The sequence below is a fragment of the Streptomyces sp. NPDC003077 genome (genome assembly GCF_040611095.1).
In the GTDB taxonomy this organism is placed as follows: domain Bacteria; phylum Actinomycetota; class Actinomycetes; order Streptomycetales; family Streptomycetaceae; genus Streptomyces.
Genome location: NZ_JBEXNM010000014.1, coordinates 35,035 through 58,928 on the forward strand (window position 1 = coordinate 35,035; position 23,894 = coordinate 58,928).

Consider the following 23,894-nt stretch of genomic DNA (forward strand, 5'->3'; position numbering starts at 1 on the left):
CGCGCGTACACCGCATACACAAGCACCACATGCACATGCACCACATTCACCGCATGCACCGCACACCACCGCCATACCAACGCAAGCATCGCCCCTGCACAAACGCCAAGGGCCCGTACAGCACGCACGCAACCCGCACAAACGCCAAGGGCCCGTACAGCACGCACGCAACCCGCACAAACGCCAAGGGCCCGTACAGCGCGCACGCATATCGCACGCTGTACGGGCCCTCGTCACACTCTTGGCGACGCCTCGTCAGTCACCGACCGACGACGGCACCTCACCGGTCACCGACCGGCAACGACCTCCGTCAGCCGCCACCCGGCAACCGCCACCCGGCTACCGTCAGCCGTTGCGCTTCCAGCGCGGCTTGTCCTCGCGGCGGCCGAAGGAGCCGGCGCCGGCGCCCCGGTGGTCGTCGCGGCGGCCGTACGGACGGTCGCCACCCGAGCGGTAGCCGCCCGAGGAGGGACGGCCGCCGGAACGGTCGTCACGGTTGAACGGACGGTCGCCGCCACCGGAGCGGTAGCCGCCGGAGGACGGACGGCCACCGGAGCGGTCGTCACGGTTGAACGGACGGCTCGGACGGTCGTTGCGGTCGCGGAAGCCACCGGAGCGGTCGTCGCGGCGGTCCCGGCGCTCGAAACCGCCGCGGTCGCCACGGTCACGATCGAAGCCCCGGTCACCGCGGTCGCGGCCGAAGCCGCCCCGGTCGTCACGGCGCTCGTCACGGCGGTCCCGGCCGCCGAAGCCACCCCGGTCGTCCCGGCGGTCCCGGCCGAAGCCGCCGCCGAAACGGTCATCCCGGCGCTCACGGCGCTCGAAGCCGCCACCGGAGCGGTCGTCGCGCCGGTCCCGGCCGCCGAAGCCCCGGTCACCGCGGTCGCGGCCGAAGCCGCCCCGGTCGTCGCGACGCTCGTCACGGCGGTCCCGGCCGCCGAAGCCACCCCGGTCGTCCCGGCGGTCCCGGCGCTCGAAGTTGCCGCGCTCGTCGCGCCGCTCGAAGCCGCCGCGGTCGCCGTCCCGGCGGTCGAAGCCGCGGTCGCGGTCGCCCGAGGAGCGGCGCGGGGCCTCGTCGTCGCGGCGGTCGTCGGCCTGGGCCGGGACGGTGGTCTGCGGGGCCTCGTCGGCCGTGGCGGGAGCGTCCTCGGCAGCGGCGGCGGTCGCCGCGGCCACGGCCTGCTCCGGGTCCTCGCCGCGCTCGCGGGCGGCGCGGGCGGTCAGCCGGTTCGCCTCCTCGCGGAGCTCGGCGGCGCGCCGCTGGGCGCGCTCCAGCTCGCGGGAGAGCTCGGCGGCCTCGCGCTCGGCCTGGCGGGCGGAGTTGGACGCCGACTCGGCCTGGACCTCGGTGAGCGAGCGGGCGCCGGTGATCCGGGCCACGTCGTCGTCGAAGACGCCCGAGCCGCTGACGATGTGACGCGAGGCATCCACGCCCGCGTCCTCCATCAGGCGGAAGATCTGCCGGCGCTGGTGCGGCAGGGCCAGCGAGACGACCGTGCCGGACTGGCCGGCGCGGGCGGTGCGGCCCGAACGGTGCAGGTAGTCCTTGTGGTCGCCGGCCGGGTCCACGTTCAGGACCAGGTCGATGCCGTCGACGTGGATGCCGCGGGCGGCGACGTCGGTGGCGACCAGGCAGTTGACGTAACCGTCCTTGAAGTCCGCCAGCGTGCGGGTACGGGCGCCCTGCGTCATGCCGCCGTGCAGCGCGTCCGCGCGGACCCCGGCGTCGCACAGCTGCTCGGCGACGCGGTCGGCGCCCAGCTGGGTGCGGACGAAGATGATGGTGCGGCCCTTGCGGGCGGCGATGGCGGCGGTGACCGGCGCCTTGTCCTTCGGCTTCACGACCAGGACGTGGTGGGTCATCGTCGTGACGGCGCCCTGCGCGGCGTCCACCTCGTGGCTGACCGGGTCGGTCAGGTAGCGCTTGACCAGCGTGCCGATCTCGTTCTCCATCGTCGCGGAGAACAGCATCCGCTGGCCGCCCGGCGGCACCAGGTCGAGCAGCTCGGTGACCTCGGGCAGGAAGCCCAGGTCGGCCATCTGGTCGGCCTCGTCCAGGACGGCGACCTGCACCTCGTCCAGCGAGCAGGCGCCGCGGTTGATGATGTCCCGCAGGCGGCCCGGGGTGGCGACGAGGACGTCGACGCCGCGCTCCAGGGCGTAGATCTGGTTGCCCATGGACGTGCCGCCGCAGACCACCTTGAGCTTGAGGCCCAGGACGTCGCCGTACGGCTGGAGCGCGTCGCTCACCTGCATGGCGAGCTCACGGGTCGGGGTGAGGATGACGCCGCGGGGGCGCTTCTTCTCGGTACGGCCGCCGGCGAGGCGGTGCAGCAGCGGCAGGCCGAAGGAGAGGGTCTTGCCGGAGCCGGTACGGCCGCGGCCGAGGATGTCGTGTCCGGCGATCGCGTCCGGGATGGTCGCGGCCTGGATCGGGAACGGGACGGTGACACCGTTCTGGGCCAGCTTGCGGACGACCTTCTCGTCGAGACCGAGGTCGGCGAAGGTGACCTGCGGGGTCTCCTCCTCCGCGTCGGCAGCCGCATCAGCCGCCTCGTCGGCGTCGAGGGCGTCGTCGATCACGGCGTCCGTGTCCTGGTCGGCGGGGGCCTCCGGGGCCTGCGCCGCGGGGGCCGTCTGCTCGCCGTTCCCGGCCTCGCTCACGGGCAGGGCGGCGTCGGCCGACAGGGCCTCGTCCTCGTGCGCGGGCAGGACGGACTGATCAGTGGAAATTGACATGCGAAATGCGAAACCTTCCGGAGTCTCGGCACGCGCCCATACTCCGTGAGACTTCACAAACGACCGCCTCGATGCGGTCAGCCACGGCAAGGAGAGAACGCGCCACACGGCGCGCTTCGGGTCAGGCGCCGGGCAAATGGGATCAAACGATCTACCACCATACGCACTCGGGCCCCGAGAACGCAAATAGCCTGACCAGCCCCCTGAAGACCGGCAACCACGGAACCAAAAGTCTCCCGCCGCCGGCCCGGAAACCTCTCGCCACACCCACGCGGGAACCGACCCCGGGGTCGGAAACGACCACCGGCCGCAGAACCGTCCCCTGTCCGATACCGACCACCATGCCACGGCCCCGCGCCCACGCGCCCCCACACCGCTCCCGGCGGACGCCCCGGCCCCTGGACGGACTCCCCGTCCGCCCCGCCTCGCCGTCCGCCGCTCCCGGCTCACCTTGCTCACCCTGCCCGTGCGCCCCGTGCGCCCCGCGCGCTCCAGGGCGCACGACCACCCCCGCCCGCCCGCGCGCACCCCCGGCGCCCGGGAACGCGCACTCCCGCGCCACGCCCGTTGGAGCCCCCTACACCGGCCCCGGCCCCGCCACCGGCCCGCTCTCCGACCCCGAGGCGTCCGGCGAGGACGCCGGGGCCGACGGCGTCGGGGAGGGTTCCGGGCTGCTCATCGTCGGCGTGGGGCGGGCCGACGGGGTGGGGCGCGACGGCGTCGCCGGCGGCGTACTGGTCCGGCCGCTCGTCCGCGAGGGCGCGGGGGCCGAGGAAGAGGCGCCGCCGTCCGTCCGGCCGCGCGCCGGGGACGTCCCGGCGCCGGGTGCCGAGCCCGACGCCGGTTCCGGGTCGGGCTCGGTGTACGCGGACGCCGTCTCCTCCGGCGACCCCGGCCGCTGCCCGCCCTCACCGCGCGGCATCGCTCCCGTACGCCCCATCCGCCGCGGACCGTCGCCGCCCCGCCCGTCGGAGGCCCCGCCGTCCGGCGCGGCCCCGCCGCCCTGCCGGGAGGTGCTGCCCGAGGGCCTGGGGTCTTCCGGGTGGCTCACGCTCATGCAGCCGGTGAGCGACGCGACCAGCGCGGACGCGGCGGCCAGCGCGGCGGCGACGCGGGTCAGGGAGGATCCGGCGGCAGGGGACGGGTTCGGGCGCACGGGCGGAACCTCCGATCCGGGACACGGGCAGCGGGGCGAGCGCCCTGCCCAACTTCCGTTCGCGGCGCGAGGACACGCGCCACGCGCCGCCGATCCCCGCACTCGCCAGGCCACACACGGCCCGCCGTCCCGGCCCGGCAGGACGCGCCGGGCCCGGCCCCGCACCAGCCACGCCCGGCCCGCCGTCCCGGCCACACACGGCCCGCCGTCCGGCCCGCGGGACGCACCAGGACGGCCCCGTACGACACATCAGGCCCAGCCACGCACCAGCCTTGCCCGGCCCCCCGTCCCGGCCCCTCAGAACGCACCAGCGCCGACCACGCACGACGCACCACGCCGCCCCGCGAGCCGCCTCGTCCGGAGCGGTCCGGCGGCTCCCCGCCGCGCGGGATCGTCCCGGAGAATGGGCGTTGTGCTGGAGATGACGCGTGACGCCTTCGAAGAGCTGGTCAGTGACGCCCTGGACAAGATCCCGCCGGAGCTGACGCGGCTGATGGACAACGTGGCGGTGTTCGTCGAGGACGAGCCCGACCCGTCCGACCCCGAGCTGCTGGGGCTGTACGAGGGGACGCCGCTCACCGAGCGCGGCGACTGGTACGGCGGGGTGCTGCCGGACCGCATCACGATCTACATGGGCCCGACGCTGCGCTACTGCGACACCCCCGAGGACGTCGTCCACGAGGTCTCCGTCACCGTCGTCCACGAGATCGCCCACCACTTCGGCATCGAGGACCACCGCCTGCACGAGCTCGGCTGGGGCTGACCGGAACCGGCCGGGGCACACCTCCGGAACACCCCGGCCCCGCACCACGCGCGCGATTCGGGAACCGGCAACCGGCACTCCAAGAGCCCGCAGCCACCCCCACCTCCCGCACACCGCCCCCGCCGCACGGGCATACGCGGGCAGCCGCACGGGCATACGCGGGCAATGGCCCGCGATCCGCTCCGGCTGCTCCGCGCCTGGCTCACCCGCGCGCGGAGCGCACCCGCCGCCGTCCTCCGCGACTACCGTTCCCACCACTCCACCCCGACGAGCACCCTCGTCCACGCCCCGCACCCGTACGCCCGGGCCCTGGGGCTCCTGGCCGTCACGCTCCTGGGCGCCTGGCTGGGCCTGCTGATCGTCGGCAGCGTCAAGGCGCCCGTGGGGCCGGTGGACACCAACATGACGCTGCGGCCCTCGCTCGGCGGCGGCACGAAGATCACCGTCTCGCCCCTGGGCGCCCTGGAGCTGCGCAGCCACGTCGCCCCCATCCGCCTGGACGTGGACGTCGATCGCCTGGACCCCGTGCGCTCCCAGGCCCTGGTCGACCACCCGGACCGGTTCGCCGGTCTTCAGGACGAGGTCACCCGCGACGTCGTGCGCGGCACCGGCACCCTGGCCTTCCGCTCCTGCGTGGCGGTGGTCTCGGGGGCCACCGCCCTGGGCCTGGCCGTCTACCGCAGGCCGCGCCGGGCGCTGGCCGCGGGCGGCCTGGCGCTGGCGCTGCTGGCGGCCTCGGGCGCCGCCGCGTACGCCACCTGGAACCCGAAGTCGGTGCTGGAGCCGAAGTTCTCCGGGCTGCTGTCCTCCGCGCCCTCGGTGGTCGGCAGCGCCCGCAACATCGTCAGCGACTTCAACGCCTACCAGCGGGAGCTGGCCCGCCTGGTCACCAACGTCACCAAGCTCTACGACGCCACGTCCACCCTCCCCGCGTACCAGCCCGACCCGTCCACCCTCCGGGTGCTGCACGTCTCCGACATCCATCTCAACCCGGGCGCCTGGGAGATCATCCGGTCCCTGGTCCGGCAGTACCGGATCGACGTGATCGTGGACACCGGCGACACCATGGACCACGGCTCGGCCGCCGAGAACCCCTTCCTGGACGCCGTCTCCGGACTCGGCGCCCCGTACGTGTGGGTGCGCGGCAACCACGACTCGGCGGCGACGCAGAAGTACCTCGCCGGGCGCCGCGGCGTCACCGTGCTGGACGACGGGCGCGCCGTGACCGTGGCGGGCCTGCGGATCGCCGGGGTCGGCGACCCGCAGTTCACCCCGGACCGCTCCGTCGTGGCCGCCGGTGACGCCGCCGAGCGCGCGGCCGGGGCCCGGCTCGCCGGCGCCCTGCGCACCCAGCGGCGCGCCGGCACCCCGGTCGACCTCGCGCTCGCCCACAACCCGGTCGCCGCGGCCGAGACCGACGGCCTGGTGCCGCTGGCGCTGGCCGGCCACATCCACCACCGCAAGAACCAGCGGCTCCCCCACGGGACGCGCCTGATGATCGAGGGCTCCACGGGCGGCGGCGGGCTGCGCGCGGTGGAGGGCGCCGCGCCCGCGCCCGTCCAGGCGTCCGTCCTCTATCTGGACCGGGGGACGCGACGGCTCCAGGCGTGGGACGAGATCACCCTCGGCGGCCTGGGCCTGTCCAAGGCGGAGGTCAGCCGCCACCTGCCGGGCGAGAACCGGCCGGGGGCGACCCCGTCCGCAACTCCGTCACCGGGCGCGCCGTCCCGCGCCCCGTCCACGGCCCCGCGCGCCCCGGCCCTCCTGCCCCCGGGTCCGGCGGGCTCCTCCGCCCGGGCGCCAAGCTCCTCCCGGTGAGCGGCACCCCGGCCCCTCGTACGGCCCGAGCCCAGCCACTCAGATCCGTCCGGCCGAGGGTTCCTCGTCCTCGTACGAAGCTGTCGCCCGCCTGGCCCCGTACACCGCACGCAGGCGTGCGACCGAGCGCGCGATCCGGCCTGAGCGCCGGTGCCGCACGCCCCGCAGCGCCCGGTGCCGCCCCTCCGCCGCCCCGTCATCGCCCCCGCTGTCAGCCATCCGGCGGGCGCCTTTCGGTGGCGCCGTGCGGCGTCTCGTAAGCCTCGTGGCCCGCCCGCACGTAAACCGTTTTGGCGAACCGTCTCCCCATCCCATATGCTTCTCACGTCCCCGAGGCGCCGACAAAGCGCCCAGGTGGGCCATCAGCCCTCATCGTCTAGTGGCCCAGGACGCCGCCCTTTCAAGGCGGTAGCACGGGTTCGAATCCCGTTGGGGGCACGCATTACCGTGTGCGAGAATGGCTTCGGCCGCTTCTGGCACATGCAAGGTCCTGTGGAGCAGTTTGGAGTGCTCGCCACCCTGTCAAGGTGGAGGCCGCGGGTTCAAATCCCGTCAGGACCGCTGCGGCTGGGTAGCTCAGTTGGTACGAGCGATCGCCTGAAAAGCGATAGGTCGCCGGTTCGACCCCGGCCCCAGCCACACCCTTTGGGTGAAGGCCCCGATCTTCGGATCGGGGCCTTTCGCGTTGCCGCGCCGAGTCGATACGTCGCCTCGTTCGCTTGTTCACTCGTTCGCCCGTCCGGCGTGTGATCCAGGCGCCACACGACACGCGACAGGGACCGTCGGCCGTGCGTGCCCCCCGAGTCACCGTCCCCGCCGACGCCTCCCCGCCCCCGTCAGTACCTCCCCTCCGACGACTCCGGTGCGCGGCGGCCCGCTCCGTGCAGCGGGGTGGCGATGGCCGGTTTGCGTCCGCCGGGGTGGCGGTGGCGCCAGGTCCAGAAGACGGCGCAGGACAGCAGGGCCCAGCCGGCCAGGACGAGGAAGGGGAAGGCGTGCTGGCGGCTGCCGAAGTAGACGGCGCTGTGCTGGGCGTTGACCGACGCGCCCGGGGGGAGCCACTGGCCGATGTGTCCGAGGACCGAGGGCAGCAGCGGCCAGGAGACCGCGCCGCCGGAGGACGGGTTGCCCAGCAGCACCATCAGGCCCCAGGTGGGGATCATGGCCCAGCGCCCGATCAGGGTGTTGAACATCGTGAAGACCATGCCGGAGGTGAACATGGTCAGCGCCAGGATCATCCAGGATTCGAAGAACGGCAGGTTCAGGGCGCCCAGCAGCCAGTCCACGACGGCGGCGATGGCGAACCCGCCCAGCAGCGCGTAGCCGACGGTGAAGGCGATCCGCTCGGCCGGGTTGAGGAGCCGGGCGTGCACGCTGAGCTGGATGGCGCCGACGAAACCGATGATCACGGCGGCGAGGGAGATGTAGAAGAGGGCCAGGCCGCGGGGGTCGCCCTGCTGGAGCGGCTTGATGTCCTTGACCGTCACCGGCACGCCGACCGCCTTGCCGACCTTCGGGGCGGTCTCGGCGAGGACCTGGGCGACCGAGGCACCCGAGGCGCCGGCCACGTCCAGTTCGGCGCGCTTTCCCCGCATGGCGAGGATGGCGAACGCCTTCTGGTCCTCGACGGCGTCCTCGGCCTGCTCGTACGTGGCGTACTGGCGGAGGTTGAGGGAGGCGTTGAGCGCCTTCTCCATCCCGGCGACGAACCTCTCGCCCTCGGCCGCGTGGTCGCTGCGGACCACGGCGGTGGGGATGTTCCGCGGGGTGGGGTTGGCCATGGCGTACGTGTACGAGCCGGCGAAGAGGCCGGCCGCGGCGGCGAGGATGAGGCACAGCACGATCGCCGGGAAGAACGGCGACTTCTTGAAGGCGGTCCACCGGTCCCCCGGCGCCGCGGGGGGCGCGTGCGCCCCGCCCGGCGCGGGGACCCCGTCCGGCCCGACCTCGCGGCCGGGTACGGGCGGGGTGCCGCCGCCCGCGCCCGGTTCGGCGGCCCGGTCGGGGGTGGCTCCGCCGCCGGGCGCCTCCGCTCCGGATCCGTCGGCCGGCTCTGGCGTACCGCCCGGCCGCGGTCCACCGTGGTGATCAGACATGAGGCCACGCTAAAGCACGCATCACGGACATTCTCCTCACATCGCGCGTGCGGGCCCTCGTGGCGCCTCGGATCGGGCCCGGGGGGAGCCGAGGCCGAGCCCAGGGGGAGCCCGAGGCCGAGCCCTTCGGAAGCCGCTCGACCGGGCCCGCGTGACGCCTTTCGGTCGAGCCCGCAGGAAGCCGCCCGACCGTGCCCGTCAAAAGGCCACTCGCCCGCCCTCCCAGCGCGCCACCACCCCGTCCCCTCCCGTCCCACCTCACCCCTTCCGCTCCCCCACCGACCACTCCCGACCACCCCCGTACGGTCCCGTCGCAAATGGTTCGCCAGTCGTTTCGATGAGGTGAGATCCTGGGGGACGTATGTCCACTCAGCCTGCCCCCGCCCTGCCCGCCCTGCTGGAGCGGCTGCCCGAGCTGATGCTGCGCGACCAGCAGCGGCTGGGGCGGCGACTCGACGGCGCGCGCCGGATCCGTAAGCCCGAGGCCCGCGCGGCCGTGCTCGCCGAGATCGCCGACGGGATCGAGGAGGCGGAGCTGCGGGTCGCGCGGCGGCGCGCCGCCGTGCCCGCGATCACCTACCCCGAGCAGCTCCCGGTCAGCCAGAAGAAGGACGCGATCCTTGAGGCCATCCGGGACCACCAGGTCGTCATCGTCGCCGGTGAGACCGGCTCCGGTAAGACGACGCAGATCCCGAAGATCTGTCTGGAGCTGGGGCGTGGCGTCCGCGGCCTGATCGGCCACACGCAGCCGCGCCGGATCGCGGCCCGCACGGTCGCCGAGCGGGTCGCCGAGGAGCTGAAGTCCCCGCTGGGCGAGGCGGTGGGCTGGAAGGTCCGCTTCACCGACCAGGTCGGTGACCGGACGCTCGTCAAGCTGATGACGGACGGCATCCTGCTCGCGGAGATCCAGACGGACCGCGAGCTGCGCCAGTACGACACGATCATCATCGACGAGGCCCACGAGCGCAGCCTCAACATCGACTTCCTGCTCGGCTACCTGGCGCAGCTGCTGCCCAGGCGTCCGGACCTCAAGCTCGTCATCACCTCGGCGACCATCGATCCGGAGCGGTTCGCCCGGCACTTCGGCAGCTTCGCGACCGTGGGCGGCACCGGTGCGAACGCGAACGGCACGACCACGAACGGGGCCGGCACCGCCGCGGACGGGGACGAGCCGCCGAGCGCGCCGATCATCGAGGTCTCCGGCCGGACGTACCCGGTCGAGGTGCGCTACCGCCCGCTGCTCGAAGAGGGCGGCCAGGACAGCGACCGCGACCAGATCACCGCCATCTGCGACGCCGTGGACGAGCTGCAGGCCGAGGGCGACGGCGACATCCTGGTCTTCCTCTCCGGCGAGCGGGAGATCCGCGACACCGCCGACGCGCTGAACAAGAAGAATCTCCCCTTCACCGAGGTCCTGCCGCTGTACGCGCGGCTGTCGCACGCCGAGCAGCACCGCGTCTTCCAGCGCCACACGGGCCGCCGCATCGTGCTGGCGACCAACGTGGCGGAGACCTCGCTGACGGTGCCGGGCATCCGGTACGTCATCGACCCGGGCATGGCGCGGATCTCCCGCTACAGCTACCGCACCAAGGTCCAGCGGCTGCCGATCGAGCCGATCTCGCAGGCCAGCGCCAACCAGCGCAAGGGCCGCTGCGGCCGGACCAGCGACGGCATCTGCATCCGGCTGTACTCGGAGGAGGACTTCCTCTCCCGGCCGGAGTTCACCGACGCGGAGATCCTGCGCACCAACCTGGCCTCCGTCATCCTCCAGATGACCGCGGCCGGGCTCGGCGACATCGAGAAGTTCCCGTTCATCGACCCGCCGGACCGCCGCAACATCAAGGACGGCGTGGACCTGCTGCACGAGCTGGGGGCCCTGGACGCCAAGGAGAAGGACCCCAAGAAGCGGCTCACCCCGATGGGCCGCAAGCTCTCGCAGCTCCCGGTGGACCCGCGGCTGGCCCGGATGGTGCTGGAGGCGGACCGCAACGGCTGCGTGCGGGAGGTGATGGTCATCGCCGCGGCGCTGTCCATCCAGGACCCGCGCGAGCGGCCGGCGGACAAGCAGCAGCAGGCCGATCAGCAGCACGCCCGGTTCAAGGACGAGACCAGCGATTTCCTGGCGTACCTGAATCTGTGGCGTTATATCCGCGAGCAGCAGAAGGCGCTGTCGTCCTCGGCGTTCCGGCGGATGTGCCGCAGCGAGTTCCTGAATTACCTGCGGATACGCGAGTGGCAGGACATCTACGTCCAGCTGCGTTCGGTCGCCAAGACGATGGGCATCCATCTCAGCGAGCAGGACGCCGCGCCCGAGCACATCCACACCGCCCTGCTTTCCGGTTTGCTCTCGCATATCGGATTGAAGGACACGGACGCGAAGAACGAGTATCTCGGGGCCCGCAGCGCCAAGTTCGCCGTCTTCCCCGGCTCGGCGCTCTTCAAGAAGCCGCCGCGCTGGGTGATGTCCGCGGAGCTGGTGGAGACCTCCCGGCTGTGGGCGCGGGTGAACGCCCGGATCGAGCCGGAGTGGATCGAGCCGCTCGCCCAGCACCTGGTCAAGCGCACGTACAGCGAGCCGCACTGGGAACAGAAGATGGCCGCGGTGATGGCGTACGAGCGGGTGACGCTCTACGGCGTCCCGATCGTGGCGCAGCGCAAGGTGAACTACGGCCGGATCGATCCGGAGACCTCGCGGGACCTGTTCATCCGCAACGCCCTGGTCGAGGGCGACTGGCGCACCCACCACCAGTTCTTCCATGACAACCGCAAACTGCTGGGCGAAGTGGAGGAGCTGGAGCACCGCGCCCGGCGCCGCGACATCCTCGTCGACGACGAGACGCTTTTCGACTTCTACGACCAGCGGATTCCCGAGCACGTCGTCTCCGGCGCGCATTTCGACTCGTGGTGGAAGCACAAGCGGCGGGACGAGCCGGAGCTGCTGAATTTCGAGCACTCCATGCTCATCAACGAGTCCGCCGAGGCGGTCACCAAGGAGGACTACCCGGATTCCTGGCGGCAGGGTCCTTTGAAATTCAAGGTGACCTACCAGTTCGAGCCGGGCGCGGACGCGGACGGCGTGACCGTCCACATCCCCCTCCAGGTGCTCAACCAGGTGACCGCCGAGGGGTTCGACTGGCAGATCCCGGGCCTGCGCGAGCAGCTCGTCACGGAGCTGATCCGCTCGCTGCCCAAGCCAATCCGCCGCAACTACGTCCCGGCGCCCAACTTCGCCGCCCGCTTCCTGGACTCCACCGTGCCGCTCCAGGGCGCGCTGACGTCGTCCCTGGCCGCGGGGTTGCAGCGGATGGTGGGCGTGCCGGTGGACGCGTCCGACTTCGACTGGTCGAAGGTCCCCGACCACCTGAAGATCACCTTCCGGGTGGTGGACGAGCGGCGCCGCAAGCTCGCCGAGGACAAGGACCTGGAGGCGCTCCAGCTGGCGCTGAAGCCCAAGACGCGGGCCGCCATCTCCAAGGCGTTCGAACGCGCCGCCGAGCGCCCCGCCAAGGGCGCCAAGGGCGAGGCCGGCGCCGCGGCCGGGCCCGAGCAGCGCACCGGGCTCACCTCCTGGACGATCGGCGCCCTGCCGCGCACCTTCGAGACCCGGCGCGCGGGCCAGCCGCTCAAGGCGTACCCGGCGCTGGTGGACGAGGGCAGCAGCGTGGCCGTGCGCCTCTTCGACACCGAGGCCGAGCAGCAGGCGGCCATGTGGAAGGGCACCCGGCGGCTCATCCTGCTCAACATCCCGTCCAACCCGGCCAAGTTCGCGCAGGACAAGCTCAGCAACCAGCAGAAGCTGGCACTGTCCCGTAACCCGCACGGCTCCATCCAGGCGCTGTTCGAGGACTGCGTGACCGCCGCGGCCGACCGGCTGATCGCCGCCCACGGCGGTCCGGCCTGGGACGAGGAGTCCTTCCGCAAGCTCTTCGACGCGGTGCGCGCCGACCTGGTGGACGCGACGATGCGCACGATCCAGCAGACGCAGGAGGTGCTGGCCGCCTGGCAGGCGTGCGAGCGCCGCCTGAAGTCCACCGCCGCCCCGTCCCTGCTGGCCTCCCTGACGGACGTCAAGGAGCAGCTCGCGGCCCTGATCAAGCCCGGCTTCGTCACCGCGCACGGCGCCCGGCGGCTGCCGGACCTGATGCGCTACCTCGTCGCGGCGGACCGGCGCCTCCAGCAGCTCCCGCACCACGCCGAGCGGGACCGCGCGCGCATGGCGAAGGTGAAGGAAATGCAGGACGAGTACCTGTGGCTGCTGGAGCAGTTCCCCCGGGGCCGCCCCGTACCGCAGGAGGCCCGGGACATCCGCTGGATGATCGAGGAGCTGCGGGTCAGTTACTTCGCGCACGCCCTCGGAACGGCCTATCCGGTCTCGGACAAGCGCATCGTGAAGGCCGTGGACGCCGCGGCTCCGTAGGTACGCCGGGGGTGCGGGCGGGTTCGGCGCCAGTGGGCGCGATCACACGGGCACCGGTTCGACCGCACCCCCTGACCTGCTGTAGAGTCTTGCTTCGCAGCCACCCGGAAGCGGGAGGCAGGCGCAAGGTCCTGTGGAGCAGTTTGGAGTGCTCGCCACCCTGTCAAGGTGGAGGCCGCGGGTTCAAATCCCGTCAGGACCGCCTCATAGAACGGCCCGCATCGAAACGATGCGGGCCGTAGTGTTGTGTGGCCGGTCATCCGCGGACCCGGCACCCGCGGCGAACGCCGTCTTGACGGGGGCACGTACCGCCGGTACGTACGGGAAAAAGAGGCGTGGCGCGCGCCGAGGACCGGGGGCGGATCCGGTTCCCTCCCCGATCGGCTCGTCACCCGCGGGACGGGGCTTCCCTTCCGGGGCACGATGAGCGGCACGGCGACTCTGCCGCCGGACGGTGTGCGCGTCCGCCACGGATCGTGAGGTGCCTCCAGGGGCCGGGAGGAGCGTGCGATGACCACAGCCGCCAGGCATGAGACGAGGGCACTCCTGCGTGCCCATCTGTCAGCCGTCTCCGGGTACCGCGGCTATCGCCATCTCACCCGCCACTGCCCCGTCTGCCACCGGCTGCTGCGACTCGCCATGGAACCGCACGAGGACATGGAACCGCACGAGGAGGAGACGTCCCCCGCGCCGCCGAGTGCCGCCGGTCCTGGTCCTTCGGACGGAGCGACCGGCGCCCCTGCCCGTACGGACGAACCGGACGTCGGGCCGCCGGGTACCGCCCGGCCGGCCGCCACCGAGCCGGCCGGCGGGCCGCCACCGTCCGACGCTTTATGGGAAGCGGCGGATCGCGCGGACGAGAACGGATCGGTGGTCGGCCGCCACCGCGCGCCGGGGGCCGGGCGGGGAACCCCCATGGGCCAAGAGGCCGAAGGGCCCGCGGACAGGTGACCAAGGCCGTCTGTCCCGGCCGCGCGTACGGTGGCAGGCTGGCCATGGAGACGAACGGCGCCCGCGGGGAATGAACGGGACCCGCGACGCGCTCTCTATCGCGAGAGTCGTGAACGGCACAAGCGGCGCGCGCTGTGGCGGGTATCACTGAAACCGCGTCAGAAACCGCGGAACTTACACCTGCCATACAACAGGTCAATTTAATATGTGCAATTGCACCGCTTGTATGGTGCTCCCTCAGGGAGGACGAGGAGAACGGAGACCCCGTTCATCCGTACCGCGGGACAGTTCTCCAGGAGGGGCGGACAAGCCGTTCCGAGGGTCCCGGAGGGCGCGGGGAAGGCGCGAGCGCCGCGCGGGGCACGGGCGGCCGGCGCCCCGCAAAAGAAGAATCGCGCTGGACCCGGCGGAGTCCAGCGCGATGACGACGTACCCGGAACGGGAGTCGGGCCTGTTGGGGCAGGCGCCTCGTCGTAAGGTGGTGCGCAGAGCCGGCGGAGACCGACTCGGGTGAAGCTGTGGTGCTGTGGGCGGCGCTCGGGTTGGGGGGCCCGAAAAACAGCCCGGTTATGCGGTTGTTCAGGCCTCGCTGCGCTGCTGCGGAATGCCCGCGAGCAGTGCGCGGACCTCGGCCTCGCGGTAGCGCCGGTGTCCTCCGAGCGTGCGGATGGACGTGAGCTTGCCTGCCTTGGCCCAGCGGGTCACCGTCTTCGGGTCCACGCGGAACATCGTGGCAACCTCGGCGGGGGTCAGCAGCGGCTCGGCGTCAGGGGTGCGAGCGGTCATGAGCGGCCTCCTCGGGAGAACCGAACCATCACGGTTCTTTCCTCTAAATTCTGCACCTTGACCCGCGTTGCCCGAAATGGCAGACGCGGGCCGAGTCGGTTATAGGACGAACGGCTTGTCCTCGGCACTACAACTACACCATCTGTCCAGCCACGTCGGCCAAACCGATGGAATTGCCCTCTCAGGTGTTCAACCTCGGCGGAAGCCGATGGACCATGCCATAACGGACAGTCACGCCATCGTGACGATCAGTCACAGCGTGACCAGGCGTCATCAGGTGCACCAAGAACGGCAAAACCGAGCTATCCGCCCATAGTTGGACGGAAGGGGTCCTTCTCGGACTCCTTGTCCTATTTTGGCACGAGGGTATGGCTTGGCCGCAAGGCCCGAAGTCAGTGCTTTAGGTCACGCTTGGGGCAATCGCCCGGATCGGGACCATCGTCCCGCGCCCCCTTCCACACCGGGCGGCGCCCCCGGCGCACGCCTTACGTATTACACCGCTTCCGTGCGCCTGATCCGCTCCCTGGACCGGTCGTAGGACGAAAGTCCCGGCGCCGGGACGGAGCGGCCCCCTCTTCGGGACGAAGGTCCCGCCGGCGCCTGCCGGGCCACGCCCCGGCCTCGTACAGGACACCGCCGCCCCGCCTCGTGATCATGGCCGAACAGGGACCCGCGCACCCCGGCTGCCGGGGCCCACCCGGCCTCGCGATCAGCCCACCCCGACTGACGCCCCGCCCCGCCTCGCGATCAGCCCACCCCGGCTGCCGCACCACCCCGCCTCGCGAGCCCCGCCCCGAGAGCCCCCGCGCCCTCAGCTCGCGAACTGCCGGGCCCGCACCTCGCTCCACCGCTCCGACAGCCGCTCGTACGCCTGTCCGGCCCGCTCGCCGTCCCCCTCCCGCAGCGCGGCCAGCCCGGCCGCCACCTCGGCCGCCGAGTGGTCGTCGGCCAGCAGGCCCTCGGGCATCGTGTGCACCAGCCCGCCGTAGTCCAACTCCACCAGCGCGCGCGGGTGGAACTCCTCCAGCCAGCGCCCCACGTCCACCAGACCGTCGATCAGCGGCCCCTCCCCCAGGGCCTCCTTCAACGTGCGCAGCGCCCGCGCGACCCGGCGCCTGGCCTGCACCATCGGTGTGCGGTACCGCAGCACCAGCCCCTGCTCGCCCTTGGTGTACTCCCGTTCCTCGTCGGTGAACAGGACGAACCAGCGCACCGGCACGTGCCAGGTGGCCCCCCGGATCCAGGGCCGGGCGTCGGGGTTGCCCACCCGCCAGTGCTCGTAGTCCGCGACCGCCTGGCGGCGCACGACGGGCGGCAGCGCGGCGTCCAGCACCGGGGCGGGCAGCAGCTCCGCCAGCCCGTCCAGCGCCTGCCAGCCGCGCAGCCGGGTGCGCCACGGGCAGACGCACAGCACCCCGTCCAGGTCGGCCACGAAGGCGTCGGCGCTCTCGTGGACCGGGACCGGCACCGGCGGCGTGGGCAGCAAGTCCGCGAGGGAGCGGCGCAATTCGTCCTGGACCGTGGGGATCCGCTCGCGCCGGGCGTAGTGCGCCCAGTGGGTGCGTTCCGGTTCGGGGAACGCTGCCAGCGGCTCGTAGACCCGTAGATAGGCCGCGTACGGGACCATCACCGACGACGCCAAGGCCACGCCCGTTCCTCCACAGGGAAGTTCCGCGTTCTGAGGGCCCGTCACCGGCTGACGGGAACGCGGAATCCGCGGCTCCCGCTCCGGTCCGGGATACGGCAAATCGTCCCATGCCCGTCCCTCAGGAGAGGGTGATCCTTCGCACTGGCCCGATCAACCCACGCCGCAGGTCTTACTCTCTTCCCGACCGGGCCCTCTCCACCCGCTCCGCCACAAGCGGGCGGGGCGCCGAGGGCGTCCACCGCGACTTATGGGAGTCACCATCGTGACCGACGTACGTCCCGCCACCGTCAGCGCCGACGGCGGCGTCCTGCACACCCTCTTCCGTTCGGAACAGGGTGGCCACGAGCAGGTCGTCCTGTGCCAGGACCGTGCCACCGGCCTCAAGGCCGTGATCGCGATCCACAGCACCGCCCTGGGCCCCGCCCTGGGCGGCACCCGCTTCTTCCCGTACGCCTCCGAGGAGGAGGCCGTGCTGGACGCGATCAACCTCTCCCGCGGGATGTCGTACAAGAACGCCCTGGCCGGCCTCGACCACGGCGGCGGCAAGGCCGTGATCATCGGTAACCCCGACCTGATCAAGACCGAGGAACTCCTGCTCGCCTATGGCCGGTTCGTGGCGTCCCTGGGCGGGCGTTACGTGACCGCGTGCGACGTCGGCACGTACGTGGCCGACATGGACGTCGTCGCCCGTACCAACCAGTGGACGACGGGCCGTTCGCCGGAGAACGGGGGCGCGGGCGACTCCTCCGTGCTCACCGCCTACGGCGTCTTCCAGGGGATGCGGGCCTCGGCCCAGCACCTGTGGGGCGACCCGACGCTGCGCGGGCGCAAGGTCGGCGTCGCGGGCGTCGGCAAGGTGGGCCACCACCTGGTCGAGCACCTGCTTCAGGACGGCGCCGAGGTCGTGATCACCGACGTGCGGGCCGAGTCGGTGGACCGGGTGCGCGCCAAGCACCCGCAGGTGGGCGTGGTCGCGGACACCGACGCGCTGATCCGTACCGAGGGCCTGGACGTGTACGCGCCGTGCGCCCTGGGCGGCGCGCTGAACGACGAGACCGTGCCGGTCCTCACCGCGAAGATCGTGTGCGGCGCGGCCAACAACCAGCTCGCGCACGCCGGCGTCGAGAAGGACCTCGCCGACCGGGGCATCCTGTACGCCCCGGACTACGTGGTGAACGCCGGTGGCGTGATCCAGGTCGCCGACGAGCTGCACGGTTTCGACTTCGACCGCTGCAAGGCCAAGGCCACCAAGATCTTCGACACCACGCTGGCGATATTCACGCGTGCGAAGGCCGACGGCATCCCACCCGCCGCGGCGGCCGACCGGCTCGCCGAGCAGCGGATGGCGGACGCCCGCAAGGGCTGATCGTCACCGGCCGATCGCGGGCCGTGATCACACCGGCGTCCGCCCGACGGGTGGTGAAGGACACATCCCTCGCCACCCGTCGGCGGGTCGCCGGAGCGGACAGGTTAAAATCGCAGCTGACCAGCGGGGACGGGGCGTCTCGCGGGTTGTGCAAAGCGGTCGGTGATGCGGGCGACGTACCGTATGGCCGCGGAAGCAGGTACCGTTGAAGCCCTACGGGCCGGTCTCTCTGTCGAGAGTCCGCTCTGAATCATGAACGCGTGTCAAGACTCTGGGGCCGTCGAGCCCCGTCGTTGAGGGGGTCGAGCCATGGGGCGCGGCCGGGCCAAGGCCAAGCAGACGAAGGTCGCCCGCCAGCTGAAGTACAACAGCGGTGGGACTGATCTCTCACGCCTGGCCGAAGAGCTGGGTGCGACGCAACAGCCGGCGCAGCAGCCGCCGAACGGCGAGCCGTTCGGGGATGACGAGGACGACGACCCGTACGCACGGTACGCCGACCTGTACAACAACGACGACGATGACGAGGACGAGGACAACTCGTCCCGGCAGCGTCGCCGCGCCTGACGCGCCGACCCGATCCGCGCGGGGTTCGACCCACGACTCCGCAGGGTGACGGTCCGCCCGTGTTCACGGCGTGCATCGTTCGACCACGGACCCGGTCCCGGGGCATACCCCGGGACCGGGTTCTGTGCTGCCCGGGGGCGGACGGCGCGGACGGGCCTCGCCGCCCGTCCCGGTGTTCCGATCACCGGGACGGCCGCATCGGCTCGTGCGCGCACCGAAAGGTCCCGCCCCTCAAACGGCGTAGTCACCGGTCAGGGTGACGGCCTCGGTCCGGCCGCCGCGCTCGGTGATCTCGCCGGCCAGCCACGCGTCCACGCCGCGGTCGGCCAGCGTGGTCAGGGCCACGTCCACCGACTCGCGCGGGACCACGGCCATCATGCCGACGCCCATGTTCAGGGTCTTCTCCAGCTCCGCCCGCTCCACCGAGCCGGTCCGGCCCACCAGGTCGAAGACCGGGGCCGGGGTCCAGGTGGACCGGTCGACGGTGGCGTGCAGCGCGTCCGGGATCACCCGGGCCAGGTTGTTCGCCAGTCCGCCGCCGGTGATGTGCGAGAAGGCGTGCACCTCGGCCGTACGGGTGAGGGCCAGGCAGTCCAACGAGTAGATCTTGGTGGGCTCCAGCAGCTCCTCGCCGAGGGTGCGGCCGAACTCCGCGATCTCCGCGTCCAGCGCCAGGCCCGCGCGGTCGAACAGCACGTGCCGGACCAGGGAGTACCCGTTGGAGTGCAGGCCCGAGGAGGCCATCGCGATCACCGCGTCACCGGCCCGGACGCGCTCCGCGCCCAGCAGCCGGTCCGCCTCCACCACGCCGGTGCCGGCGCCCGCCACGTCGAACTCGTCCGGACCCAGCAGCCCCGGGTGCTCCGCGGTCTCGCCGCCGACCAGGGCGCAGCCCGCGAGGACGCAGCCCTCGGCGATGCCCTTGACGATCGCGGCCACCCGTTCGGGGTAGACCTTGCCGACGCAGATGTAGTCGGTCATGAACAGCGGCTCGGCGCCGCACACCACCAGGTCGTCCACGACCATGCCGACCAGGTCCTGGCCGATGGTGTCGTACACGCCCATCCGGCGGGCCAGGTCGACCTTGGTGCCCACGCCGTCGGTGGCCGAGGCCAGCAGCGGGCGCTCGTACCGCTTGAGCGCGGAGGCGTCGAAGAGGCCGGCGAACCCCCCGAGGCCGCCCACGACCTCGGGGCGGGTGGCCTTCTTGACCCACTTCTTCATGAGGTCGACGGCGCGGTCGCCCGCTTCGATGTCGACCCCCGCGCCCGCGTAACTGGCCCCGGCGGTCGCCGGGGGTGCGGTTTCGGAAGGTGCAGCAGACATTGCTGGGAGAACTTTCGTTTCGGGGGTACGGCTCTACGGGCGACGCAGCGCGTCGGCGCCGCCGACCCCGGCGGTCAGCGTCTGGACGCCGTCCAGGTCCGCCGTCACGCGGTCCGCGGCCTCCGGCTCCAGGAGGTGCTTGCCCAGCAGCTCCGGATCGGGCAGCTCGATGGGGTACTCGCCGTCGAAGCAGGCGCGGCACAGGTTCGGCTTGGCGATCGTGGTCGCCTCGATCATGCCGTCGATGGAGATGTACGCGAGCGAGTCGGCGCCCAGGGACTTGCCGATCTCCTCGACGGACAGCCCGTTGGCGATCAGTTCGGCGCGGGTGGCGAAGTCGATGCCGAAGAAGCACGGCCACTTGATCGGCGGGGAGGAGATCCGGATGTGGACCTCGGCCGCGCCGGCCTCGCGCAGCATCCGCACCAGGGCACGCTGGGTGTTGCCGCGCACGATCGAGTCGTCCACGACCACCAGGCGCTTGCCGCGGATGACCTCGCGCAGCGGGTTGAGCTTGAGGCGGATGCCGAGCTGGCGGATGGTCTGCGAGGGCTGGATGAAGGTCCGGCCCACGTAGGAGTTCTTGACCAGGCCCGATCCGTACGGGATGCCGCTCGCCTCGGCGTAGCCGACGGCGGCCGGGGTGCCGGACTCCGGGGTGGCGATCACCAGGTCCGCGTCGGCGGGCGCCTCCGCGGCCAGCCGGCGGCCCATCTCGACGCGCGAGAGGTAGACGTTCCGGCCGGCGATGTCGGTGTCGGGGCGGGCGAGGTAGACGTACTCGAAGACGCAGCCCTTGGGCTTCGCTTCCGCGAATCGGGAGCTGCGCAGGCCGTGCTCGTCGATGGCGACCAGCTCGCCCGGCTCGATCTCCCGTATGAAGCTCGCGCCGCAGATGTCCAGGGCGGCGGTCTCGGAGGCCACCACCCAGCCCCGCTCCAGGCGGCCGAGGACCAGCGGGCGGATGCCCTGCGGGTCACGGGCCGCGTACAGCGTGTGCTCGTCCATGAAGACGAGCGAGAAGGCGCCCTGGACCTGGGGCAGGACGCGCGGGGCGGCCTTCTCCACGGTCAGCGGCTTGCCGTCCTCGTCGACCTGGCCGGCCAGCAGGGCCGTCACCAGGTCCGTGTCGTTGGTGGCCGCGACCTGCGTCGCCCGGCCGCCCGAGCGGGGCAACGCGGCGACCATCTCGGCCAGTTCGGCGGTGTTGACCAGGTTGCCGTTGTGGCCCAGCGCTATCGACCCGTGAGCGGTGGCGCGGAAGGTGGGCTGGGCGTTCTCCCAGACCGACGCGCCGGTGGTCGAGTAGCGGGCGTGGCCCACGGCGATGTGGCCCTGGAGGGAACCGAGGGAGGTTTCGTCGAAGACCTGGGACACCAGGCCCATGTCCTTGAAGACGAGTATCTGGGAGCCGTTGCTCACCGCGATGCCCGCGGACTCCTGTCCACGGTGCTGCAGCGCGTACAGCCCGAAATAGGTGAGTTTGGCGACCTCTTCACCCGGAGCCCAGACACCGAAGACGCCACATGCGTCCTGGGGGCCCTTCTCGCCGGGTAGCAGGTCGTGGCTGAGTCGTCCGTCACCACGTGGCACATCTGTGAGTCTAGGGCAGGTCGCCCGTTCGTCCGAACCGGGGATCGAACCGCGAGGCGGATCACATTCCCCGCGGCCCGCCTGCCGCCCGGGGTTTTCTCCCGTCGGTGCGGCGGTCTCGCGGCCTGTGCCGATCCCTTTCCGTCCGTTTTCCGGCCGGTTTCCGTCCTGGTTGCGTACGAAATGCGAGCGGGGAGGGTGGGGGGCTTGCGGGCCATCCGGGGGCGGGGGGAGGCGGTGCGGGAGTCGTGGGGCGACCCGTGGGCGGCGTGTGGGGGATCACGGTGGGAGGGCGGGGGCGGGTGGCCGCGCGCCCGGGTGGTGACCCTTGTGGATCGTGCGGATCGGTGTGTCGGGGGGCGGGGTTCGGGGGTTTGGGGTTCGGGGTTTGGGGTTCGCGTCTTGGGGATCGCGGGGTTTCGGGGTGGCCCCGGCGTGACGCGTGGTGGCACTTGGCATGTGACAGGCGGTTCGGACGAGGTCCACGGGACGGACAGGCACTTGACGTGCACGACCGATCACCGTCAGGATCCCGGCCATGCAGACCCCGCAGCCCTTCGCGCAGCGCCGCCACGTCGACCTCGGTCGCGTCGCCAGCGCCATCTGTTGCCGCGCCTAGCGCGGTCGTTGGGCTGTTCGCGCAGGTCACGGAATGAGTGTGACCCTCTGTCGCGGGGTGGTGTGCGTCGCCGTCCGGGCGTCTTTCCCGGGACGGGCCTTCGGCCGGTCCGATCGGTCGATCTTCGGGGCTGGTCGCGGCCGTTGAGGTGAGCGCGGGCCGTGAGGCCGCGTCGCTTCCGTCCTCGGGGTCGCTTTTCCTGATGGGTGAGTCGGCGGTTCCGTACGCCTGTTCGGCAACGGGCGGGTCCGGCCGAGTCCGTCGGCGACCGCTTCCGTGGTCGGACGCGTCCGTTCCCGGAGCGTTCCCAGGTGGGCTCCGTGACGCGCCTCGGTCCGCGGCCCGGCGTCCCTGAACTGCGCCCGCCCGCGTACGCCCGTCCCCGTCCCACGCCCGTACCGCGTCCGCTGTACGCCGTACGAGGCGCGCTGCCCCGTTCCCATCCGGCCGCCGCCCGGTTCCGCGCGCGGCCGTCCCCGTCCGTCCGTACGTCCGGAGGAAACCCCCGCCATGCCGTCCCCCGCCCCCAAGCAGCCCGAAAAGCCCGGTAACTCCCGTTCGGACGACGCCGTGCACGTCCCCACGCACGACGCCGCGCACGTCACCCCGCACGACGAGAACCCGCCGAAGGGCACCGGCATCAGCCGCCGCGCGTTCGGCGGTCTGGCCGGTGCGACAGCCATCGGCGCGACCGTCACCGCGACAGGCGCCGCCGCCCCCGCTGCCGCCGCCCCCGCGCCCGGCACGCACGCCGCCGAGCGGCCGTTCCGGGCCGCCACCGGGCGACGGGCGCGCCGTCCCAACATCCTGTTCATCCTCGGTGACGACCTGGGCTGGGCCGACCTGTCCTCGTACGGATCACCGCACATCCGCACCCCGCACCTGGACCGGCTGGCGCGCCAGGGCGTGCGCTTCACCCAGTCCTACTCCGGGTCGGCGACCTGCTCCCCCACCCGCTTCTCCCTCTACACCGGCCGCTACCCGGGCCGGACGAAGGGCGGGCTGGCCGAGCCCATCGCCGACCGGAGCTCCGGCCTGGAACCCGGCCACCCCACCCTCGCCTCGCTCCTCAAGGGGGCGGGCTACGCGACGGCGCTGATCGGGAAGTGGCACTGCGGCTACCTGCCGGACTACAGCCCCACCAAGTCCGGCTGGGACACCTTCTTCGGCAACTTCGGCGGGGCGCTGGAGTACTACTCCAAGCTGGGGCTGGCCGGTGAGTACGACCTGTACGAGGGCGACGCCACGTACAAGGACCTGCGGTACTACACGCGGATCATCACCGAGCGCGCCGTCGAGTACGTCGGACGCGACCACGACCGGCCGTGGCTGCTGAACCTCAACTTCACCACCCCGCACTGGCCGTGGATCGCGGACGGGGACGAGGAGGAGAGCGCGGAGATCGTCCGGCGCATCAAGGCGGGCGAGCGGGGCGCGCTCCAGCACCGGGACGGCGGCTCGCTGGCGAAGTACACCGAGATGGTGCAGGACCTGGACCGGTCGGTGGGGGAAGTGCTCGCCGCCCTCAAGCGCTCCGGGCAGGAGCGGGACACCCTGGTCTTCTTCGCGAGCGACAACGGCGGCGAGCGCTGGTCGTACAACTGGCCGCTGTCCGGCAACAAGGCGTCGCTCCAGGAGGGCGGCATCCGCGTCCCGACGATCGTCCGCTGGCCGGCGCGCCTTGATGGCGGGCAGGTCAGCCACGAACCGGTCTTCTCCCCGGACTGGACGGCCACCCTGCTGGAGCTCGCCGGTGCCCGCCCGCACCCGGCCTACCCCCTGGACGGGACGAGCCTGGCGGGGTACCTGCTGCGCGGGGAGCGGATCGCCGAACGGGACCTGTTCTGGCGGGTGCGCGGGGAGCGGGCGCTGCGCCGCGGCGACTGGAAGTACTACCGGGGGCGCGGCGGCCGGGACCAGCTCTTCCACCTCGCAAACGACCCGCGCGAGCAGGCGGACCGGGCAGCTGCCGAACCGGCCCGGCTGGCCGAACTGCGGGCGGCCTGGGAGAAGGTGGACGGCACGCTGCTGCGGTACGCGGAAGGGTGAGGG

The 23,894-nt window shown here is 72.3% G+C and carries 16 protein-coding genes and 4 tRNA genes; 12 read left to right on the forward strand and 8 right to left on the reverse strand.

Features of this window, described 5'->3' with window-relative positions:
* Positions 1-345: 345 nt before the first annotated feature.
* Positions 346-2,739: a DEAD/DEAH box helicase gene (locus tag ABZX96_RS12520; RefSeq protein ID WP_355542227.1), complete on the reverse strand. Its 2,394-nt coding sequence runs from the start codon at positions 2,737-2,739 to the stop codon at positions 346-348.
* 577 nt (positions 2,740-3,316) lie between these two features.
* Positions 3,317-3,895, reverse strand: coding sequence for a hypothetical protein (locus tag ABZX96_RS12525; RefSeq protein ID WP_355542230.1), 579 nt, complete (start codon positions 3,893-3,895; stop codon positions 3,317-3,319).
* A 412-nt stretch (positions 3,896-4,307) separates the two neighbouring features.
* Here ABZX96_RS12525 and ABZX96_RS12530 point away from each other — a divergent pair, with 412 nt between their 5' ends.
* Together ABZX96_RS12530 and ABZX96_RS12535 are read left to right on the forward strand one after the other, a co-directional pair.
* The gene (locus tag ABZX96_RS12530) at positions 4,308-4,658 is read left to right on the forward strand and encodes a metallopeptidase family protein (protein ID WP_355542477.1); all 351 of its coding nucleotides are present in this window, start codon (positions 4,308-4,310) and stop codon (positions 4,656-4,658) included.
* Positions 4,659-4,823: 165 nt separating this feature from the next.
* Entirely contained in the window at positions 4,824-6,476 is a 1,653-nt protein-coding gene (locus tag ABZX96_RS12535; protein ID WP_355542233.1) for a metallophosphoesterase, read from the forward strand.
* Positions 6,477-6,515: 39 nt separating this feature from the next.
* On the opposite strand, the gene ABZX96_RS12540 is transcribed toward ABZX96_RS12535, so the two are convergent.
* Entirely contained in the window at positions 6,516-6,695 is a 180-nt protein-coding gene (locus ABZX96_RS12540) for a hypothetical protein (protein WP_355542236.1), read from the reverse strand.
* Between the two features lie 146 nt (positions 6,696-6,841).
* Between ABZX96_RS12540 and ABZX96_RS12545 the strand changes: the two genes are divergently transcribed.
* The 3 genes from ABZX96_RS12545 (at position 6,842) to ABZX96_RS12555 (ending at position 7,115) form a co-directional block, all read left to right on the forward strand.
* A tRNA-Glu gene (locus ABZX96_RS12545) sits at positions 6,842-6,914 on the forward strand.
* A gap of 48 nt (positions 6,915-6,962) precedes the next feature.
* Positions 6,963-7,037 (forward strand) — tRNA-Asp (locus tag ABZX96_RS12550).
* A 4-nt stretch (positions 7,038-7,041) separates the two neighbouring features.
* Positions 7,042-7,115 (forward strand) — tRNA-Phe (locus ABZX96_RS12555).
* A gap of 197 nt (positions 7,116-7,312) precedes the next feature.
* On the opposite strand, the gene ABZX96_RS12560 is transcribed toward ABZX96_RS12555, so the two are convergent.
* The gene (locus ABZX96_RS12560) at positions 7,313-8,572 is read right to left on the reverse strand and encodes an ABC transporter permease (RefSeq protein WP_355542239.1); all 1,260 of its coding nucleotides are present in this window, start codon (positions 8,570-8,572) and stop codon (positions 7,313-7,315) included.
* 361 nt (positions 8,573-8,933) lie between these two features.
* On the opposite strand from ABZX96_RS12560, the gene hrpA reads away from it, so the two are divergent.
* From hrpA to ABZX96_RS12575, 3 genes are all read left to right on the forward strand, one after another.
* Positions 8,934-12,989 carry an ATP-dependent RNA helicase HrpA gene (gene hrpA, locus ABZX96_RS12565; RefSeq protein WP_355542242.1) on the forward strand — a complete coding sequence of 1,352 codons (4,056 nt, stop codon included), beginning with the start codon at positions 8,934-8,936 and terminating at the stop codon, positions 12,987-12,989.
* Positions 12,990-13,116: 127 nt separating this feature from the next.
* Positions 13,117-13,191 (forward strand) — tRNA-Asp (locus ABZX96_RS12570).
* A gap of 308 nt (positions 13,192-13,499) precedes the next feature.
* On the forward strand, positions 13,500-13,940 hold the full coding sequence (locus ABZX96_RS12575; RefSeq protein ID WP_355542245.1) for a DUF6274 family protein: 441 nt from the start codon (positions 13,500-13,502) through the stop codon (positions 13,938-13,940).
* A 579-nt stretch (positions 13,941-14,519) separates the two neighbouring features.
* Here ABZX96_RS12575 and bldC read toward each other — a convergent pair.
* Positions 14,520-14,726: a developmental transcriptional regulator BldC gene (gene bldC / locus ABZX96_RS12580; protein ID WP_003949541.1), complete on the reverse strand. Its 207-nt coding sequence runs from the start codon at positions 14,724-14,726 to the stop codon at positions 14,520-14,522.
* An 811-nt stretch (positions 14,727-15,537) separates the two neighbouring features.
* Positions 15,538-16,374, reverse strand: coding sequence for a hypothetical protein (locus tag ABZX96_RS12585; RefSeq protein ID WP_355542248.1), 837 nt, complete (start codon positions 16,372-16,374; stop codon positions 15,538-15,540).
* Between the two features lie 247 nt (positions 16,375-16,621).
* Here ABZX96_RS12585 and ABZX96_RS12590 point away from each other — a divergent pair, with 247 nt between their 5' ends.
* Both ABZX96_RS12590 and ABZX96_RS12595 read left to right on the forward strand, forming a co-directional pair.
* Positions 16,622-17,740: a Glu/Leu/Phe/Val dehydrogenase dimerization domain-containing protein gene (locus ABZX96_RS12590; protein ID WP_355542251.1), complete on the forward strand. Its 1,119-nt coding sequence runs from the start codon at positions 16,622-16,624 to the stop codon at positions 17,738-17,740.
* Between the two features lie 309 nt (positions 17,741-18,049).
* Positions 18,050-18,304 (forward strand): DUF3073 domain-containing protein, encoded by a 255-nt coding sequence (locus ABZX96_RS12595; RefSeq protein WP_355542254.1) that lies wholly within the window; start codon positions 18,050-18,052, stop codon positions 18,302-18,304.
* A gap of 231 nt (positions 18,305-18,535) precedes the next feature.
* Here ABZX96_RS12595 and purM read toward each other — a convergent pair whose 3' ends face one another.
* Complete coding sequence (purM, locus tag ABZX96_RS12600) at positions 18,536-19,630, reverse strand: phosphoribosylformylglycinamidine cyclo-ligase (RefSeq protein ID WP_355542257.1); 1,095 nt, start codon at positions 19,628-19,630, stop codon at positions 18,536-18,538.
* A 33-nt stretch (positions 19,631-19,663) separates the two neighbouring features.
* Complete coding sequence (purF, locus tag ABZX96_RS12605; protein ID WP_355542260.1) at positions 19,664-21,223, reverse strand: amidophosphoribosyltransferase; 1,560 nt, start codon at positions 21,221-21,223, stop codon at positions 19,664-19,666.
* A gap of 538 nt (positions 21,224-21,761) precedes the next feature.
* On the opposite strand from purF, the gene ABZX96_RS12610 reads away from it, so the two are divergent.
* Positions 21,762-21,842 (forward strand): putative leader peptide, encoded by an 81-nt coding sequence (locus ABZX96_RS12610; protein WP_355542480.1) that lies wholly within the window; start codon positions 21,762-21,764, stop codon positions 21,840-21,842.
* Positions 21,843-22,352: 510 nt separating this feature from the next.
* Complete coding sequence (locus ABZX96_RS12615) at positions 22,353-23,891, forward strand: sulfatase-like hydrolase/transferase (protein ID WP_355542263.1); 1,539 nt, start codon at positions 22,353-22,355, stop codon at positions 23,889-23,891.
* Positions 23,892-23,894 lie beyond the last annotated feature (3 nt).

Excerpts from the sequence above, each read along its gene's own strand:
- ABZX96_RS12590 (WP_355542251.1), top strand. The coding sequence starts at position 16,622 with ATGGGAGTCACCATCGTGACCGACGTACGTCCCGCCACCGTCAGCGCC.
- ABZX96_RS12520 (WP_355542227.1), bottom strand. The coding sequence starts at position 2,739 with ATGTCAATTTCCACTGATCAGTCCGTCCTGCCCGCGCACGAGGACGAG.
- purM (WP_355542257.1), bottom strand. The coding sequence starts at position 19,630 with ATGTCTGCTGCACCTTCCGAAACCGCACCCCCGGCGACCGCCGGGGCC.
- ABZX96_RS12540 (WP_355542236.1), bottom strand. The coding sequence starts at position 6,695 with ATGGCTGACAGCGGGGGCGATGACGGGGCGGCGGAGGGGCGGCACCGG.
- hrpA (WP_355542242.1), top strand. The coding sequence starts at position 8,934 with ATGTCCACTCAGCCTGCCCCCGCCCTGCCCGCCCTGCTGGAGCGGCTG.
- ABZX96_RS12615 (WP_355542263.1), top strand. The coding sequence starts at position 22,353 with ATGCCGTCCCCCGCCCCCAAGCAGCCCGAAAAGCCCGGTAACTCCCGT.
- bldC (WP_003949541.1), bottom strand. The coding sequence starts at position 14,726 with ATGACCGCTCGCACCCCTGACGCCGAGCCGCTGCTGACCCCCGCCGAG.
- ABZX96_RS12560 (WP_355542239.1), bottom strand. The coding sequence starts at position 8,572 with ATGTCTGATCACCACGGTGGACCGCGGCCGGGCGGTACGCCAGAGCCG.
- ABZX96_RS12595 (WP_355542254.1), top strand. The coding sequence starts at position 18,050 with ATGGGGCGCGGCCGGGCCAAGGCCAAGCAGACGAAGGTCGCCCGCCAG.
- ABZX96_RS12535 (WP_355542233.1), top strand. The coding sequence starts at position 4,824 with ATGGCCCGCGATCCGCTCCGGCTGCTCCGCGCCTGGCTCACCCGCGCG.
- ABZX96_RS12575 (WP_355542245.1), top strand. The coding sequence starts at position 13,500 with ATGACCACAGCCGCCAGGCATGAGACGAGGGCACTCCTGCGTGCCCAT.
- ABZX96_RS12610 (WP_355542480.1), top strand. The coding sequence starts at position 21,762 with ATGCAGACCCCGCAGCCCTTCGCGCAGCGCCGCCACGTCGACCTCGGT.